General features: G+C 40.7%; 18 protein-coding genes. 11 read left to right on the top strand and 7 right to left on the bottom strand.

Features of this window, described 5'->3' with window-relative positions; genetic code table 11:
- Positions 1–80 precede the first annotated feature (80 nt).
- Positions 81–1,064 (top strand): metal-dependent hydrolase, encoded by a 984-nt coding sequence (locus tag G8782_RS17010; RefSeq protein WP_172373437.1) that lies wholly within the window; start codon positions 81–83, stop codon positions 1,062–1,064.
- 50 nt (positions 1,065–1,114) lie between these two features.
- Here the strand turns inward: G8782_RS17010 and G8782_RS17005 are convergent, their stop codons facing one another.
- Together G8782_RS17005 and recX are read right to left on the bottom strand one after the other, a co-directional pair.
- The gene (locus tag G8782_RS17005; RefSeq protein ID WP_172373435.1) at positions 1,115–1,447 is read right to left on the bottom strand and encodes a YfhH family protein; all 333 of its coding nucleotides are present in this window, start codon (positions 1,445–1,447) and stop codon (positions 1,115–1,117) included.
- Complete coding sequence (gene recX / locus G8782_RS17000) at positions 1,437–2,246, bottom strand: recombination regulator RecX (protein ID WP_172373433.1); 810 nt, start codon at positions 2,244–2,246, stop codon at positions 1,437–1,439. The genes G8782_RS17005 and recX overlap by 11 nt, the downstream gene beginning before the upstream one ends.
- A 93-nt stretch (positions 2,247–2,339) precedes the next feature.
- Between recX and G8782_RS16995 the strand changes: the two genes are divergently transcribed.
- The 3 genes from G8782_RS16995 to G8782_RS16990 are packed head-to-tail and all read left to right on the top strand — an operon-like array spanning position 2,340 to position 4,092.
- Positions 2,340–3,104 carry a TIGR01777 family oxidoreductase gene (locus G8782_RS16995; RefSeq protein WP_343035093.1) on the top strand — a complete coding sequence of 255 codons (765 nt, stop codon included), beginning with the start codon at positions 2,340–2,342 and terminating at the stop codon, positions 3,102–3,104.
- Positions 3,101–3,244 carry a DUF1731 domain-containing protein gene (locus G8782_RS18740; protein ID WP_343035092.1) on the top strand — a complete coding sequence of 48 codons (144 nt, stop codon included), beginning with the start codon at positions 3,101–3,103 and terminating at the stop codon, positions 3,242–3,244. The genes G8782_RS16995 and G8782_RS18740 overlap by 4 nt, the downstream gene beginning before the upstream one ends.
- Positions 3,245–3,291: 47 nt before the next feature.
- Positions 3,292–4,092, top strand: a complete 801-nt coding sequence (locus G8782_RS16990) for a polysaccharide deacetylase family protein (protein ID WP_172373431.1) — start codon at positions 3,292–3,294, stop codon at positions 4,090–4,092.
- A 33-nt stretch (positions 4,093–4,125) separates the two neighbouring features.
- Here the strand turns inward: G8782_RS16990 and G8782_RS16985 are convergent, their stop codons facing one another.
- Positions 4,126–5,304 (bottom strand): MFS transporter, encoded by a 1,179-nt coding sequence (locus G8782_RS16985; RefSeq protein ID WP_172373421.1) that lies wholly within the window; start codon positions 5,302–5,304, stop codon positions 4,126–4,128.
- A 67-nt stretch (positions 5,305–5,371) separates the two neighbouring features.
- Between G8782_RS16985 and G8782_RS16980 the strand changes: the two genes are divergently transcribed.
- Together G8782_RS16980 and G8782_RS16975 are read left to right on the top strand one after the other, a co-directional pair.
- Positions 5,372–5,755 carry an OsmC family protein gene (locus G8782_RS16980; RefSeq protein ID WP_172373419.1) on the top strand — a complete coding sequence of 128 codons (384 nt, stop codon included), beginning with the start codon at positions 5,372–5,374 and terminating at the stop codon, positions 5,753–5,755.
- Positions 5,756–6,147: 392 nt separating this feature from the next.
- Positions 6,148–8,046, top strand: a complete 1,899-nt coding sequence (locus G8782_RS16975; RefSeq protein ID WP_172373417.1) for a heavy metal translocating P-type ATPase — start codon at positions 6,148–6,150, stop codon at positions 8,044–8,046.
- Between the two features lie 17 nt (positions 8,047–8,063).
- On the opposite strand, the gene G8782_RS16970 is transcribed toward G8782_RS16975, so the two are convergent.
- Positions 8,064–8,954, bottom strand: a complete 891-nt coding sequence (locus G8782_RS16970; RefSeq protein ID WP_172373486.1) for a YihY/virulence factor BrkB family protein — start codon at positions 8,952–8,954, stop codon at positions 8,064–8,066.
- A gap of 164 nt (positions 8,955–9,118) precedes the next feature.
- Positions 9,119–9,493, bottom strand: a complete 375-nt coding sequence (locus tag G8782_RS16965; RefSeq protein ID WP_172373415.1) for a YtxH domain-containing protein — start codon at positions 9,491–9,493, stop codon at positions 9,119–9,121.
- A gap of 228 nt (positions 9,494–9,721) precedes the next feature.
- Here G8782_RS16965 and G8782_RS16960 point away from each other — a divergent pair, with 228 nt between their 5' ends.
- The 5 genes from G8782_RS16960 to G8782_RS16940 all read left to right on the top strand — a co-directional run bounded on the left by G8782_RS16960 (position 9,722) and on the right by G8782_RS16940 (position 13,729).
- Positions 9,722–11,077: an alanine/glycine:cation symporter family protein gene (locus G8782_RS16960; RefSeq protein WP_172373413.1), complete on the top strand. Its 1,356-nt coding sequence runs from the start codon at positions 9,722–9,724 to the stop codon at positions 11,075–11,077.
- A gap of 80 nt (positions 11,078–11,157) precedes the next feature.
- A complete protein-coding gene (locus G8782_RS16955; RefSeq protein WP_172373411.1) occupies positions 11,158–11,379 on the top strand; it encodes a DUF1128 domain-containing protein in 222 nt (73 codons plus the stop codon).
- Positions 11,380–11,529: 150 nt separating this feature from the next.
- On the top strand, positions 11,530–12,762 hold the full coding sequence (locus G8782_RS16950) for an aminopeptidase (protein ID WP_172373409.1): 1,233 nt from the start codon (positions 11,530–11,532) through the stop codon (positions 12,760–12,762).
- Positions 12,763–12,901: 139 nt separating this feature from the next.
- Positions 12,902–13,042, top strand: a complete 141-nt coding sequence (locus G8782_RS16945) for a hypothetical protein (RefSeq protein WP_172373408.1) — start codon at positions 12,902–12,904, stop codon at positions 13,040–13,042.
- Between the two features lie 120 nt (positions 13,043–13,162).
- Positions 13,163–13,729, top strand: a complete 567-nt coding sequence (locus G8782_RS16940; RefSeq protein ID WP_172373405.1) for a beta-class carbonic anhydrase — start codon at positions 13,163–13,165, stop codon at positions 13,727–13,729.
- A 114-nt stretch (positions 13,730–13,843) separates the two neighbouring features.
- Here G8782_RS16940 and G8782_RS16935 read toward each other — a convergent pair whose 3' ends face one another.
- Positions 13,844–14,389 (bottom strand): GNAT family N-acetyltransferase, encoded by a 546-nt coding sequence (locus tag G8782_RS16935; protein ID WP_172373402.1) that lies wholly within the window; start codon positions 14,387–14,389, stop codon positions 13,844–13,846.
- Between the two features lie 6 nt (positions 14,390–14,395).
- Positions 14,396–16,198 (bottom strand): M3 family oligoendopeptidase, encoded by a 1,803-nt coding sequence (locus tag G8782_RS16930; RefSeq protein ID WP_172373399.1) that lies wholly within the window; start codon positions 16,196–16,198, stop codon positions 14,396–14,398.
- Positions 16,199–16,328: the final 130 nt, after the last annotated feature.

Raw genomic sequence — 16,328 nt, 5'->3', positions numbered from 1 at the left:
ATACAAGGACATCCTTATGCACAATTCCGATTCCATGTTAGGAAGCAAAATTGTTTCTTCCGACAAAAGGAGCTGATTTTTTGGATACTGGAACTCATGTTGTAATGGGTGTTGCGATTTGCGGACTTGCCTTATCTGATCCAGTCGTTTCAGCAGATGCAGTGACGACTAGTGCTGTTTTTTCTGGCATTGTCGTCGGTTCTCTCATTCCAGACATCGACACCGTTTTAAAACTTAGAAACAATGCAGTATACATTCGGCATCACCGTGGAATAACGCATTCAATTCCCGCAGTGTTACTCTGGCCACTTCTATTAACTATAGTGTTGACTTTAATTTTTCCGGGGGCCAATTTTATCCATGTGTGGGCTTGGTCATTTTTAGCTGTTTTTTTACATGTATTTGTTGATATATTTAATTCGTATGGAACTCAAGCATTGCGACCCTTCTCAAAAAAATGGGTCGCAATTGGTGTTATCAATACATTCGACCCGATCATTTTCATCTTGCATATTTTAGCGATTACGATATGGCTTTTCGGCGTCAAACCGATTTACCCGATATCGATTACGTACGGGATAATCTTCATCTATTATTTGCTTCGGTTCATGTTGAAGTACGCTGTCAAACGTGCTGTTGCACATACGATTCCCGATGCGGATGAGATTATTATTGCGCCAACTATTCGCTTTTTCCAATGGAGAGTTGCCGCCTCTTCTCCAAAATGCCATTATGTCGGGCGTGCGTATGGACGCTCCATTACGATTTATGATCGATTTACGAAAGATCCTTTGCCAGATTTTCCAGAAGTAAAGGCTGCTCTAGAGGATAATAATGTAAAAGCATTCACCGACTTTTCACCAATATACCGATGGGAAATTACGAAAGCCGGCGATTTATGCGAAGTTCGCTTAATCGATTTACGCTATCGCAATAAAGATTATTATCCCTTTGTCGCTGTGGCCCATATTGATTCGGAAATGAATGTTATCAATTCATATACTGGATGGATTTTCTCTGAGGAAAAGCTCAATAAAAAGTTGAATTTTATACCACATTCTTGAAACAAATGAAAAGCTATGACATTCTTCATGTTCATAGCTTTTCGCCTATTCTATTTCCCTGTTTTCACTGGTTTCAACATTGAAATCGGCAATGCTTCTTTTGCCAGACTGCCGCCCAATCTATGTCCCCATGCGAAACGCCCTTTTAAGTAATCGACTTGAAAAAACATTCCTTCATCGCCTTCGATGCGATAAATTTCTCCATTTTCTATTGTGGAGGGATCGATTAAATAAGCTTCGGCCATTAACATTTTTCGTTGATAAACCGCAAATTCGTTTAGAATACCGAGCTGTTCTGCTTTACGCGCTTTTTCGCGTAAATTTGCTATTTCACTGCGCAATTCATGTTCTGTCATTTCGCTGTATTTTTTCTCAGTTGTCATCTTCATTCTCCTTCTCTTCGATGAAACGATCGATTCGGTCAAGTGGTATTCCTTTTTGGTACATGGATTGTTTTACCCGATTATTTCGATCTCTGCCGCTAAATTTCGAACTATAACGGCGCCATGCTTTCTCGCCGATCGATTCGACCACGTCGGCCCATTCATCTTCATCAATAGATAAGTCTAGATTTTCTAAAGCCTGCTTACTAATTTCATATGAATACCCTTTGCGTAATAAAACATTATGAATTCGCTGTTTGGTTTGGGACGGAGATTGGGAACGGCTTTTTGCAGCTTCTTTCTCCGCCAACTTCCTAGCGATTTCAACTTGCTCTTCTTCCGTGTAGGAATCAAGCACTTGTTCCTGGAGTTCTTTCGCGATGCCTTTCTTCTGAAGTTCTTGTTGAATTGCCCGCGGACCGCGACTAGAAGACCTTTTCTGCGTTTCCAATAACGCTTCTGAAAACGTTTCGTCGTTCAGAAAGCCCAAGTTTCTTAATTTCACAATCGCCTCTAATACAACCGCTTCGCCGTACCCGATTTCCATTAGCTTTTGTTTCACTTCAAATTCACTGCGCATACGGAAACCCAAGTAATGAAGTGCACGATTAAATGCTTTACGAATTTCATCTTCATAAACCATTTCATCGACAGACCAATCTTCCAACGACATCCCTTTTGTCAATTCAAATTTAACCAAAACTGATTCATGAACGCTGAACGCGTACTTTTCATCAAGGAATATATTATACCGTTCCTTATCTTTCTTTTGTTGTGTTATCTTTGTAATAACAGGCACTTTAAATCCCTCCTGTACTTTCCCTAAGTATACATGTTCTGCCTGATTGATTCAGCTATACAAATTATATTTTTTAAGACGGAGGCGAAAATAATGAGAATTGTACTTGCCGGCGGTTCTGGGTTAATTGGTCGGAAGATAACTGAAGTATTGCAAAGAGCGGGTCATCAAGTTGTTGTCTTAACGAGGAAGAGCGCGACAAATGATCAAAATATTTCTTATGTGAAATGGCTTCATGAAGGCCTTTTTCCAGAAAAAGAGATTGCTTATGCGGATGCATTTATTAACTTTGCCGGCGTTTCTATAAACGATGGACGTTGGTCAGCAAATCATCAACGACAGATTTATGATAGTCGAATGACTGCCACCGATGAGTTGCTACGAATCATTCGAGCACTTCCAGAAAAACCATCTGTCTTAATTAATGCGAGTGCAATCGGAATTTATCCAGCTGACGATCAACATCTTTATACTGAACAATCACATGAGGTTGCAGATGATTTTATCGGCAAGACAGTTAATGATTGGGAACAAAAAGCGTTAAGTGCTAAATACGACGGGCTGCGTGTCGTTTGCACGAGATTCGGCGTCGTTCTCAGTCGAGACGGCGGTGCATTCCCCCTTATGGCGCTTCCCTATAAATTATTTGCGGGCGGGACGATCGGTACAGGTAAACAATGGATTTCATGGGTTCATATAGAAGACGTCGCCCGAGCGGTTCTCTTTGCTCTTGAAAATGACAATCTCAGGGGTCCATTAAACGTAACAGTGCCATCGCCAAAACGCATGAAAGAATTTGGCCAAACAATTGGCGCAATCCTTCAAAGAACTCACTGGATTCCCGCGCCATTGCAATGAAATTAGCACTGGGCAAAAAAAGTGCATTAGTATTAACGGGGCAGCATGTAACGCCTGAAAAATTACTTGAAAACAACTTCGATTTTTCATTCCCCACGTTGGAATCAGCTTTGGAAGATCTAACTACTAAAGACGTATAATTACTTAACTAACACGCATCCTACCTAAAAAGGAGGATGCGTTTTTTATGAATAAATATCACTGGCGTGGTCTAATGCTTGCTGGCATGATAATTTTGGCGGGAATCTTTTTCAATCCTTATTCAGCAGCCGCGGAAGAATTCCATTGGGGATTCAAGAAAGCGACGAACGGCGTTCCACCGGATGCAGGTGCTGCTTTTAACGAAATATTAGATAAATACGGCGCTATTTATAAAGGAAAACCAGATGAAAAAGTAGTTTATTTATCATTTGATAATGGGTATGAAGCAGGTTATACCGAATCGATTTTAGATACGTTGAAAGCAGAAAATGTCCCCGCGACATTTTTTCTGACGGGGCATTATTTAACGAGCGCGACCCCTATCTTGAAACGGATGGTAAATGATGGCCATATTATAGGGAACCACTCATACGACCATCCCAATATGGCGAATTTATCGGAAAAAGGAATGGAAGATGAGTGGAGTCGATTCGACAATAAGCTTAAAGAGTTAACTGGGATTGAACGAACCGTTTATGTAAGACCGCCGAAGGGCATCTTCAATGAAAAACTTCTAGGTTTTGGCAATGAACTCGGCTACCGCCATATTTTTTGGTCAATTGCATTCGTAGACTGGCATGAAGATAAGCCGAGAGGAAAAGATTATGCTTATGGCGAACTGATGAAACAACTGCACCCCGGTGCCGTTATCTTAATGCATACAGTATCATCGGATAATGCTGAAGCTCTTCCTTCTTTTATCCAAGATGCTAAAAAAGAGGGTTACGTTTTCAAATCCCTTGATGATTTGGTCATGGAATACGAAGGCATTGAACCGGTGTTTTAATAAAACAGTTATGCGCCTTAATATAGGGCGCATTTATATTCTCATTTTATTGTTGTTCGGTTTATTAATAGCGGATATTAGAAATAGCGTGCCCAAAAAGAGTGATATGAGTAATAAAAAGCTGAAAGTGGCCTCGAACTCTAAAAATAAACCGCCTAAAAATGGACCCGTTAAACTACCGAAACTAAAAAAGATCCCGCATAGGAGATTTCCAGTTGGCAACAGTTCAGCTGGTGTCAGGTCTGACATATATGAAATTCCGAGTGAATAGATGGATCCTACAAATAATCCAGCTATGAAAAAAGTTCCTATAACGAGTAATGTTGATGCTTCAAAGAGACTTGCCGCAAAAAATGCTGCAGCTCCCCCGCCCAGTGCAATGAGAAATACTGGACGCCTTCCAATGCGGTCTGAAAGCATGCCAAGCGGTATTTGCGAGACAATTCCCCCTGCTGAAAATGTCGCCAATATAACTGAAACAGAAGATACACTAACACCGTTTCGTAGCGCATAGACAGGAAAAATGGCATTCAAGGAAGATTCGAGAAACCCATAACCAAATGGCCCGAGAAACGCCAACCATGCAAAGGCAGATGTTGTCTTGAATCTATTGATGAATCCAGTTTCTGCAGACGTTCCTTTAATAACATCTGGAAAATCATTTTTCAATAAGAAAATCAGCGACCATGCGAGCATGCAAAGAACACCTGAAACAATGAATGGCAACCCTTCAAAAATATTTACAAGCGGGACAAATAAAGGGCCAACCGCAAAACCTACCCCGAATGACAAACCGTACACTGCAATATTGCGACCAAGACGATGTTTCGGCGAAAAACTTGTCACCCATGTTTGCGTCGAAAAATGAAGTGCATGATCCCCTATTCCGATGATTAATCGCAAGATGAACCAAAACACCATGCTTTTCCATAATGGAAATAATAATAAAGAAATGAACACCAACATGCCGCCGATGACAATGATCGGTTTAAAACCGAATCTTCGCAGAGGGGCTTCCATGAATGGCGATACGAGAAGCGTCCCGATATATAAGCCAGTTGCGTTTAATCCGTTTAACGCACTTGAAACGCCATCTTTTTCGAAGATGACTGAAATTAAAGGCAGGAGCATTCCTTGCGAGAATCCTGAAATTGCTACAATCGCAACAAGAATTCTAAATCGCCTTTGTTCTATTACTGTAAAAGTACCCATTAAGTCAACCCGTTCTAATAAAGTGTGAAATCGTGTATAATTCTACCATATCGGGGAGGGATTACATATGAAATATACAATGACGGAAAACGGCTTTCAAACAGAAACATCTTTTGGATCGCTTCAGGTTTCTTCAAATGATGAATACGGATTTAGACCGTACCAACTGTTAGTATCTTCAATCGCAGTTTGCAGTGGCGGCGTATTGCGAAAAGTGCTGGAAAGAATGCGAATGCCTGCTAGAGATATTCGTATTGAGGTGAAGGAAGTTGTTCGAAATTCGGACGAGGCAAATAGGGTCGAGAAAATCCATCTGCATTTCATTATTGAAGGTACGGAAATCAATGAAGAAAAAATGCCGAGGGTTATGGATCTAACAATGAAGAACTGTTCAATGGCGCAATCAGTATCAGAATCTATCGAGATTGTTAAATCTTACGAAATCCATTAGAAAAAGGCTTAGTCCATCTCTTACTTTCAGATGAGCTAAGCCTTTTATGTTTGAAATGATTCTTCACTTTCTGCTTCCATAAATCGTATTGTCCGTTGGGAAAGTTTAACGCCATTGGACGTTTACGAATCCCCTCCTTCAACTTAGATTCTGAGTTCGTCTACACAAGCACTACGCCCTCCCTTTCAGTTGATTAAGTATAGCTTAACATATCGACACTATATTGACAATGTTCATACTACTCTAATATTAATTTGATTCAAAAGAACTATTTAGAATTCATTGAATTGCATTTTATCTTCAAAGCAAAGTCCTTACCGTTCTTAAACTCATATGTTATAATTAGAATAATTATTATCTGATACTCATTATTTTAATAGGAGGGAAATATCATGGATGTCCCTTTTGAAAATCAACGCAAAATCAACCGGCTTGAGCATATTGAACTCGTGGCTGCTATCCTCTCCGGACTTCTTATAGTAGCGGCGTGGCTAAGTGGCGAAAATGGAGCCGATGCTATTTCAGTTTCCTTGTATATTGCCGCATTTTTAATTGGCGGGTATGCTAAAGCTAAAGAAGGCATCGAGGAAACCATTAACGACAAAGAGTTAAATGTTGAAATGTTAATGGTGTTTGCCGCAATTGGATCTGCAGTTATTGGGTACTGGACAGAAGGTGCAATACTAATATTCATATTCGCATTAAGCGGAGCATTGGAAACCTATACACTCAATAAAAGTCACAAAGAGATTTCCTCATTAATGGAACTGCAACCTGAAGAAGCTTGGCTCCTGAAAGAAGATGGAACGACTGAAAAAGTAGCAACGGATTCACTAGTAGTAGGAGCTTTACTACTTGTAAAACCCGGTGAGCGAATTCCGGTTGATGGTAAAATCATAAGTGGAATGACGTCAGTTGACATGTCCGCAATAAACGGTGAATCAATTCCGGTTACGAAAGGAATTGATGATGATTTATTTGCCGGTACAGTCAATTTGAGTGGCGCGATTCAAATGGAAATGACGAAACCGAGTTCAGAAACGCTTTTCCAGAAAATAATCACGCTCGTTCAAAGTGCTCAAAGCGAAAAATCTCCTTCCCAACAATTTATCGAACGATTTGAAGGGACCTACGTGAAAATTGTCCTGATCGCAGTTTTCATTATGATGTTTCTTCCCCATTTTGTTTTTGACTGGGATTGGACGACAACTTTTTATCGTGCCATTGTTCTGCTCGTCGTCGCCTCGCCTTGTGCGCTTGTGGCGTCCGTCATGCCGGCTACACTCGCTTCAGTTTCGAACGGCGCGAGAAGAGGAGTTTTATTTAAAGGCGGAATTCATCTTGAACTTTTAAGTTCAGTTAATGCAATTGCTTTCGATAAAACAGGCACGTTGACAACTGGTCATCCTGTTGTTACAGATTTCATCGTCCGCGAAGGCGAGGACGCCGATGAAACCTTGGCACTCATTGCCGGAATCGAATCGCAATCCAATCACCCGCTTGCAATCGCAATTACAAACTTTGCTAATGAGAAAAAGTTGACTCATTTACAAGGCATGCAAACTGAAGACTTGCCTGGACATGGTCTTCGCGCAATCTACGGCGGTAAAGAATTTCTTGTCGGCAACCCCGGATTTGTCGGAAAGAAGCTAGCAGAGGACTTTAACGACGGGATTGCTATGAATCTATCTGAAGGCGGAAAGACTGTCGTTTTCTTGAAAGATGATCAAGGGATTGTTGCTGCAATCGCTTCGAAGGACACATTACGAAATGAATCGATACAAGCGATTAATGAATTAAAAAAAGCCGGTATACGAACAATTATGCTAACCGGCGATAATGAAAAAACAGCCGCTGCTATTACGAGCGAAGTTCAAATAGATCGTTACGTTGCTGAATGTTTGCCTGAAATGAAAGTCGAAAAATTAAAAGAGCTTATTCAAAAATATGAGGCCGTCGCAATGGTCGGTGACGGGATAAATGATGCGCCTGCGCTTGCTACGGCAACTTCGGGGATTGCAATGGGTGACGGCACGGATGTCGCCTTGGAAACGGCAGATATTGTTCTAATGCAAAATGATCTTACAAAAATTTCTTATGCTATTAAATTATCGCGAAAAATGCAACGTATCGTAAAACAAAATGTATTCTTTTCAATTGCTGTCATCGCAGTCTTGATTGTTTCGAACTTCATGCAAGTCGTCGATCTTCCTCTCGGCGTGATTGGCCATGAAGGAAGTACGATTCTTGTAATTTTAAACGGATTACGGATGCTGAATAAGGTAAACTAAATAGAAAAGCAAAGCGGTCAAATGACTGCTTTGCTTTTCTTTTTCGCTAAAATCGCTTGTCGGCGCTCGCTCATGACTGCGTTAATCTGACCGCCAAGCATTAATATAATGGCGGAGAAGTATAGCCACATCATCAAAACAATGATAGCCCCAATACTTCCGTATGTGTTCGAGTAGTTACCAAAACTACTAACATAATACGAGAATCCAACCGAAGTAAGTATCCACCCCAATGTCGCAAAAGCCGCCCCTGATAAGACACTTTTAATATTCAATTTCAAATTCGGCACAAGCCAGTAAAGGATTGTAAAAACGCCGAATATCAAAAATGGCGGAATGATCCATCTCAAATTATTCCATATAGACAGAAAGCCAGCTTCTAATCCCAAATATGAAAATGCGAATATGCCGATTTGTTTACCGAATACCGGTAATACCAATGCGACAATAAGCACTGATATAAGCATGATGGTGAAGACAACCGACATCCCGCGCGCGACAAAAAAGTTTCGCGTTTCTTCTGTAAAATAAGAACGATTCAATGCTTTCGTAAGTGCATTCATTCCTTTCGAGGCAGACCACACTGTAGCTAACGCCCCAATTGAAAGTAAACCGGTATTACGCTTACTTAAAATTTCGCCGACAGTGTCTTCAATCAACGATGCTACACTTGCCGGCGCATAGTCCCTTATAAACAAGAAAATTTCCGATTGGTCTAAATTTAAATAGGGCAAAAGGGTAAATAGAAAGATTAATAGTGGAAAAAGAGATAATAAGAAAAAGAAAGCGAGTTGTGAACCAAGGCCCGTAACATCGACTTTCCTTATTCGTGTTATCAACTCTTTTAAAAATCCACTGACTGTTGTCACATCAAACTTTTCCAGATCTCCCTCTTTGACATCATCCATGAATTTGACGATGGCCAAGTTCCGAAAACTAGAATTGCTTTTCTGATGTTTTTTCTTTTCTACTACATCTTGTTTGATTGCTGCTGATAGTTCGGATTCTGATTTAGATTTAGGAGTATTTGATTTTTTTTCTGTCATCATTTCCTCACTCCCCTCTTCATCCTTTATTTTCCCATTGAATCGCTGGTAGAATTTTCGCTTACCATTGCTTTATAATCATCCTTCGCTTCAGTGAATGCATCTTTTGTGTCAACAACTAATTCCTTTACTTGGGGGCTGAGTTCTTTTAACTCATCAATTTTCCCTTTGAAATAAGTCGCATCATTTGCAACTTGTTCATAAATCGATTGATATTTTTCTGACTTCTCTTGGATCTTTAATTTAACCACATCCGGATTTTTCGAATAATAGCGAACATCAGAAATAAAATCCCTTGATTTATTCATGACTTGTTCACGTGTCGTTCTGTCGAATAAACTGATTATCCCTCCTGCCAATGCACCAAAAAGGATATACTTTCCCAACTTATTTCCGCTCATTGAACACCCTCCACTTTTAAAGAATTTGCATAGAGCATTATACCCTTAATGATATAGAAAAAAACATGACTTGAAAAATAAAAAAAATAAAGCTTGACTATTAATACATTATTTCGGAAGATTGTGAATAAGCATAATACTATTGGTTTCAAGGAGGATGATTATCTTTATTCTAGTTTAATAGATGGACAATCTTTATATGAATATAGACAAATTGGAGGGAATGAAATGGGAAATTTTAAAGAGATACTGGATAGTATCGGTGGTGTCATTTGGGGTCCGCCTTTACTAATCTTGCTTGTCGGTACCGGAATCTATTTAACAGCGAGACTCGGGATTATTCAATTACGATTATTGCCCTACTCTTTAAAACTAGTCTTTTCGAGAAATCAGGATAAAAAATCAGAAGGAGACATTTCGCATTTCCAAGCGCTTATGACTGCCATGGCCGCCACTGTTGGCGTCGGTAACATTGTCGGTGTCGCCACAGCTGTCGTGCTCGGAGGACCCGGAGCAATCTTCTGGATGTGGATGGCAGGATTTTTCGGAATGGCTACCAAGTATGGGGAAGCCATTCTCGCAGTTAAATACCGTGTTAAAGACGCTAATGGGCAAATGGCTGGGGGCCCGATGTATTATCTTGAACACGGGCTTAAGCAGAAATGGCTTGGCGTTCTCTTTGCAATATTTGGCGCGCTTGCAGCTTTTGGTATCGGAAACGGTACGCAAGCTAAGGCTGTCGCCGATGTTATGTCCCAAACTTTCTCATTTCCCCACTGGGCTACTGGTCTTGCGCTAGTCTTACTAGCAGGTTCCGTTATCCTTGGAGGAATTAAAGTAATCGGGCGTGTAACTTCTTTCTTCGTTCCCATTATGGCTCTCTTTTATATTATTGCAGGTGGAATCGTTATGATTTTAAACATCGGTCTTGTTCCAGAAGCTTTTGCAATGATTTTCAAATTTGCTTTTACGGGTGAAGCAGCTGTTGGCGGTTCAATTGGAGCCGCAATTCGTTTCGGGGTTGCACGCGGTTTATTCTCCAACGAAGCGGGTCTTGGATCTGCGCCGATCGCAGCAGCCGCTGCAAGAACTGACATGCCTGGCAGACAAGCCCTTGTTTCAATGACGCAAGTTCTATTTGATACACTCGTCATTTGTTCAATTACAGGAATTACAATTGTCATGTCCGGACAGTGGAAAGATACATCAATTGAAGCAGGCGCTTTAACGGCCGCCGCTTTTGGTGAATTCCTAGGCGGAGCCGGTCCAATTGTAGTATCTATCGGACTAATATTCTTTGCAACATCTACTATTTTCGGTTGGGGTTATTATGGCGAGAAATGTTTCCAATACTTATTCCCGAACGTTTTAGCAGTGCGTTTTTACAGACTCGCGTTCGTGCTCTTTATCTATGTAGGCGCTACGGCATCCCTTGATGTCATTTGGGCTCTAGCAGACGTATTAAACGGCCTCATGGCGATTCCGAACTTAATCGGGCTTCTCGGATTATCCGGTGTCATCATTTATGAGACAAAAAGAGTTCAAGCGAAAATCAAGGAAGAACAAGCGGAGGCGAAGAAGTAATTGTATTTTCACTTTCAATTTGACAGGTTTGAGATATAATGAAATGATAAGTGACAGTTAATGAAAGGCGGCTACTAATCATGGATTTAACAAAACCTTCAGATGAAAATGTAAAGTATATGGTTGAGCAAATTAAAGAAAAGCTTCGCATGGTTAATGTTGATGCGATGAAAGCAGAACACTTCAACACTGATAAATATGACGACTTGCTATATATGTACAATATGGTTATGAAGCGTAGTCATATCAGTTCAAACGAAATCGAAGCAATCGCTGCGGAACTGGGATCTTTACGAAATTAAAGGAGAAGCTTTCTATCCTCTCGGATAGGAAAGCTTCTTTTTTTACGCGAATGAATTTTTTAAATACTCTATGACTCAATTCACAAAATAATATGTACCTTCTAGTTAGAAATTGGTACTATTGAAAGTATATCGAAAGGAGCAATGTATATGCCCACATTTGAACAACAACTTTCCAATTATGCTGAATTAGCCGTCAAGGTAGGCGTTAATATCCAACCAGATCAACATCTATTTATTAGCGCATCAACTGACGCAGTTGAATTTGTTCGCCTCGTCACTGAAAAAGCCTATGATGCGGGTGCACGCCAAGTAATCGTCGATTTCTCGGATGATGTAATTTCACGCTTGCGGTTTGAAAAAGCGCCTGCTGATTCATTCTCTGAGTTTCCCGAGTGGAAAGTTATGGAGCGTGAACAACTGGGAGCAAAAGGTGCCGCATTTATGAGCATCATGTCTCAAAGTCCCGATTTATTACAAGGTATTGATCCTTCCCGGATTAGCGAGTCACAAAAATCATCTGGAATCGCACTCGATAAATTCCGTCAAGATATGCAAGCCGACAAATTTAGTTGGACAGTTATTGCTGCACCATCAAAAGCGTGGGCAGCAAAGGTTTTTCCGGAGCTACCTGCCGAGGAACAAGTTCCCGCTCTTTGGGATGCCATTTTCAAAGCTGTCAGAGCAAATACAGAAAACCCTGTTCAATCTTGGATCGACCATGACAAAACTTTGCATGAAAAAGTCGATTATTTGAATGAAAAGCGTTATAAGAAACTGCATTATCGTGCACCTGGAACAGATTTAATTGTTGATCTTCCCGCAGGACATTTGTGGTGTGGTGCAGGCAGCCTAAACGAAAAAGGCCATGCTTTCATGGCGAATATGCCGACTGAAGAAGTATTTACCGTACCGCATAAAGATGGAGTTAATGGCTACGTTTCGAGCACAAAACCATTAAGCTATGGCGGCAACATTATCGATAACTTCAAGATCACTTTTGAAGATGGACGTGTAACTGATATTTCAGCTGAACAAGGTGAAGAAGTCATAAAGCGCTTAATCGATACTGATGAAGGGGCGAAACGTCTTGGTGAGGTTGCACTCGTTCCACATGCCTCTCCTATTTCACAATCAAACGTACTTTTTTACAATACATTGTTTGATGAAAATGCTTCTAACCACTTCGCGCTCGGCAGTGCATATGCGTTTTGCCTAGAAGGCGGAAAAACAATGGCACGTGAAGATCTTGAGAAACACGGATTGAATCAAAGTATTACCCATGTCGATTTTATGGTCGGATCCGAGGACATGGATATTGACGGCGTAAATGAAGATGGGACTACAGAGGCGGTATTCCGCAAAGGCAACTGGGCGTTTTAATGCTAGCAGCCTTTGCCCCTGAGAAGCGTTCAACAATCTGTCACATTTCAGCATGATTATTGCTGAACCCCTTAAAATGTTCAGCTGAATAAGGTATAATGCAGATAGAGAAATTATGATTATGAGAGGGGTCAATGAGATGGGCTTAATGTACTTAACAGTTATTGGATACATGGTAATGCTTGGTCTATCAGCAGGATTCATCATGCATTTTCTAGTTAAAGCATTTGATTCTTCTGAAGCAACTAAAATAGATCCTAAACCAGATACGAATTACTAAGATTACTAAGAGCTGCCTAATGCAGCTCTTTTCTTTTTCTCATTTTTTCAGTACAATGGTTAGAATGAAACCGAAGGCACCCGCCCGAGGCTGAAATTCAAAAAGATAGGAGCTTTTTCTATGACACTTCTCGGTGAAATACTAGAACATAATAAACAGTTTGTAAACGAAAAACAATACGAACAGTATTCTACTACGAAATTCCCCGACAAAAGAATCGTGATTTTAACATGCATGGATACGCGCCTTACAGAACTTCTTCTCAAATCAATGAACTTGAAAAATGGCGATGCTAAACTCATCAAAAGTGCTGGGGCTGTTGTCACGCATCCTTTCGGCGGAATCATGCGGAGTATTCTAATTGCAGTATATGAACTTCAAGCAGATGAAGTATTTATCATCGGTCATCACGACTGCGGGATGAATGCAATTGATACAGATCATATCATTGAAGATATGGTTGCACGCGGAATCGACAAAAGCCTTTTTAAAACACTTCAATATTCAGGTATCGACATGGAAGAATGGCTGCATGGATTCGACGATGTAATGGAAAGTGTTAAAGCTAGCGTAAAACAAGTTCGAAATCATCCTTTAATGGACCCAAAAGTTCCTATTCACGGATTAGTTATTAACCCGACAACTGGTGAATTAGATACTATTGTTGACGGATATAAAAACATCTAGGAATTCGACATATTTCCCGGGCAATCTACAAAATAATAAGCAAAAGCCGATTCCTTTTTACAGGAATCGGCTTTTTAATTTTGCTTTAAGTTTCCGCAAAGCGGTCTTGCCCTTTCAAAAATCGTCCTCGATCATTGCATACATATAATGATCCTCCCACACGCCATTGATATAAAGGATTTGCCGCAATAATCCTTCTTGTCGGTAGCCTGATCTTTCAAGCACAATAATCGACCCTTTATTCCGCGGAGAAACATACGCTTCGACACGGTGTAAAGCGACTCTGTCGAAAGCGAATTCCGTCACGAGACGAACCGCTTCGGTGCCAATTCCTTTTCCAGTATGCCTTTCGTCGATTGAATAGCCGATGAATCCGCTTGAAAACGGAAGCCGTTTAATACTGTATAAGGATATATGACCTATTAACTGATTCGTATCAGATTTGAAAATGCCGAAGTTATACTCTCTTCGATCTCGCATTTGAAAGAGCGACTCTTTAATCTTATCTCTTTGTATCGCTACAGTGTAAAAACCTGGTTCCTGTCTCGGTTCGAAAATCGACCAATATTTTTTATTGGCACTTAATAATTTTGTGAAGATTGCGGCATCCTCTTCAGTTAAAATTCGCAAGTAACAACTTTTACCTTCGAGAAGAATCATTTTTTATCAACCTTCTTTTGTAGTGAGTTCAAGAAAGTCCTCAACGTCTTTCACGCATAATGCAACACCCTTTGCCCAAAACTCTTGTTTTGTAATGTCTTCGCCGAGATGTTTCATCGCCAGGTCCTCAACGCTCATGACTGCTGTATCGCGAAGCAATGCGATATATTTCTCCTCAAAACCAGCTCCCTCTTCTAACGCCTTGGCATAGATACTAAGCGAGAATAGGTACCCGAACGTGTACGGGAAGTTGTAAAATGGAACGCTGGTAATATAAAAATGAAGTTTTGATGCCCAGAAGTGCGGATGAACTGTATCGAGTACATCCCCGTAAGCCTCTCTTTGCGCTTCTTCCATAAGTTCATTTAATCTCGTTGCTGATACGATACCTTTTTCACGTTCTTCATAAAAGCGTGTTTCAAATAAGAAGCGAGAATGGATATTCATGAAAAATGCTACGCTTCGTTGAATTTTATCTTCAAGTAAGGCGATTTTTTCATCTTTCGTTTCTGCCGCTTTCACAGCCGCATCTGCAACTATCATTTCCGCGAATGTAGAAGCCGTTTCAGCTACCCCCATTGCATAGCCGCGGTTCATCCAGTGTACTGGACGCAGCGCGTAAGAGTGGAATGCATGGCCTAGTTCATGCGCAAGTGTCGCAACGTTCGACATGGATCCGCTATACGTCATGAAAATACGAGATTGCTCAGACATCGGCATTCCTGTGCAGAACCCGCCAGGTCGTTTGTTGGGACGATCTTCTGCTTCAATCCAACTATCCTCAAATGCTTTACGTGAAAACGACTCCAGTTGCGGTCCGAATTCGCCGAAATGCTTCAGGATGAATTCTGCACCTTCTTGGTAGGATAATTCCATCGTCGATTCTGTGACTGGCGCGTCAATATCGTACCAGTTCATCTTCTCAGTTCCCAGCATTTTCGCTTTCACATTTAAATAGTCGACAAACGGCGCTTTATTGGCACCGATTGCGCCCCACATTGCATCAAGTGTTTTTTGGCTCATGCGATTTGTGAGTAATGGTTCTTTGAGGACTGAATCCCAACCGCGCTTTTTATACACCGCTAACCTAAAACCAGCTAAATGGTTTAATGTTGCCGCAAAGAAATCTTCTTTTTCCGCCCAAGCTTCTTCCAGTGCTTCGAAGGAACGTTTACGGATACCCGCATCTGAATTAGAACTTAAATTAGCTGCCTGGCCGACGGATAATTCTTTTTCTTCTCCGTCTACTTCGATTGTAATCTTAATATCGCTAACGAGTTGATCATACAACTTTCCCCATCCGTGGTATCCGTCAACGCTGAGCGCTGTAACAAGACTTTCTTCCTCTTCTGAGAGCTTTAATGCGACCTCATCGCGCCACTCTGTTAATATAAATGCAAATTCTTTAAGATCATCGGATTCCATTAGTTCCTTCCAAACCGCATCTTCCGATTTTGAAAGTGTTTGTTGAATCTTCAACATTACAGTCGAGAATCTTGCACCTAACGTGCTCGTTTCACCTTGTAATAAAAGTGCTTTTTTGTCTGTTGTATCCGCCGCAAGAAAACATCCGATTACCGCCCCTGCTTGCGTTAAGTTCAATGCAACGTTTTTAATTGATTCGATTAGGTTAATAATATCATTGGCTGCATCTACTGATTCGGGAACACTGAATTCCACCGCTTCTTTTTCCAATGAATTAAGTAATTTATCAACATCATCAAGATGTGTTCTCAATTCTTCGGAATCGCTTCCGCCTTTATAAAACACGTCTAAATCCCATACTTCAGAATACTTTACTTTATTCATTCTCGTTCCTCCCCCGGGCATTTTCAATTTTCTAAATATGCTTATCTATTATACCATGGAATTTCGAGAATCGAAAAAAATCATTTGTGACAGAAGTTTCATAATTACGCTCGCAGGGGAATGGTTTCAA

The organism is Sporosarcina jiandibaonis, assembly GCF_013184495.1.
In the GTDB taxonomy this organism is placed as follows: Bacteria; Bacillota; Bacilli; order Bacillales_A; family Planococcaceae; genus Sporosarcina; species Sporosarcina jiandibaonis.
The sequence above is the reverse complement of the archived record's forward strand: the minus strand, read 5'-3'. Positions and strand labels throughout refer to the sequence as shown.